At 57.3% G+C, this 218-nt stretch carries 1 pseudogene; it reads left to right on the forward strand.

Annotated features, from left to right (window positions below):
- Positions 1 to 218 (forward strand): annotated as a pseudogene (locus PL9631_RS26430) (CHAT domain-containing protein); the annotation flags it as partial.

A 218-nucleotide genomic window follows, 5' to 3' on the forward strand; every position in this document is an offset into this window, starting at 1 on the left:
CACCCAAGCCCAGATGGGGATCAACCCGGCCGCCAATCTCGATAGTGCGATCGCTGCCTACGATGAAGCCGCAGAAATTATGCGGCGGTTGAAGTTAGAAAAAGACCTCTCCCAAACCCTGAATAACCTGGGAAATGCCCGCCTCACCCAAGCCCAGATGGGGATCAACCCGGCCGCCAATCTCGATAGTGCGATCGCTGCCTACGATGAAGCCGCAG

Source organism: Planktothrix paucivesiculata PCC 9631, assembly GCF_900009265.2.
GTDB lineage: Bacteria > Cyanobacteriota > Cyanobacteriia > Cyanobacteriales > Microcoleaceae > Planktothrix > Planktothrix paucivesiculata.